The 744-nt window shown below is 46.6% G+C and carries 1 protein-coding gene; it reads left to right on the forward strand.

The window, feature by feature from the left end:
• Nucleotides 1-109 precede the first annotated feature (109 nt).
• On the forward strand, nt 110-744 hold a 635-nt coding region (locus tag R7Q11_RS26000), incomplete at its 3' end, for a TonB-dependent receptor plug domain-containing protein (protein WP_225466980.1).

Below are 744 nucleotides of genomic sequence, written 5' to 3' on the forward strand. Positions count from 1 at the left end.
AATTATGGAGATGTAGATGTCCACTCTTAGACTGCCAGTGCTAACTGCAACTGGTGTTTTAGCCTTCGTCAGTGTCCCTCATGTATTTGCTAACGAATCAGTTTCTAAAATGGAAACCGTCGTGGTGACAGCGTCAAGTTATGAGCAATCCCAAGCGGATGCGCCTGCAAGTATTAGTGTTATCTCGCGAGAAGAATTGGACTCGCGCTACTACCGCGACGTGACTGATGCACTGAAAAGTGTGCCGGGTGTTGTTGTGACTGGTGGTGGTGATACAACCGATATCAGCATTCGTGGTATGGGCTCTAAGTACACGTTAATTCTTGTGGATGGTAAGCGCCAAAGTACTCGCGAAACTCGCCCAAATAGCGATGGCCCTGGTATTGAACAAGGTTGGTTGCCACCACTTCAAGCCATTGAGCGAATCGAAGTGATCCGTGGCCCGATGTCGACACTATATGGTTCCGATGCGATTGGTGGTGTGATTAACGTGATCACCCGTAAAGATGCGCTTGAGTGGACAGGTAATGTGCAGCTGGGGACGGTTATCCAAGAAAACAGCCGTTCTGGTGGTGAACAGAGTGCAAACTTCTTTGTAAATGGCCCTCTTGCAGAAAACTTGTTGCTACAGGTTTATGGTCAATATACCGCAAGGGAAGAAGATGACATTGATTATGGTTATGAAGACAAAGATATGCAGAGCATCTCTTCAAAACTGATCTATCAAATCAATGACCGTCACTC

The organism is Vibrio sp. 970 (genome assembly GCF_033339075.1).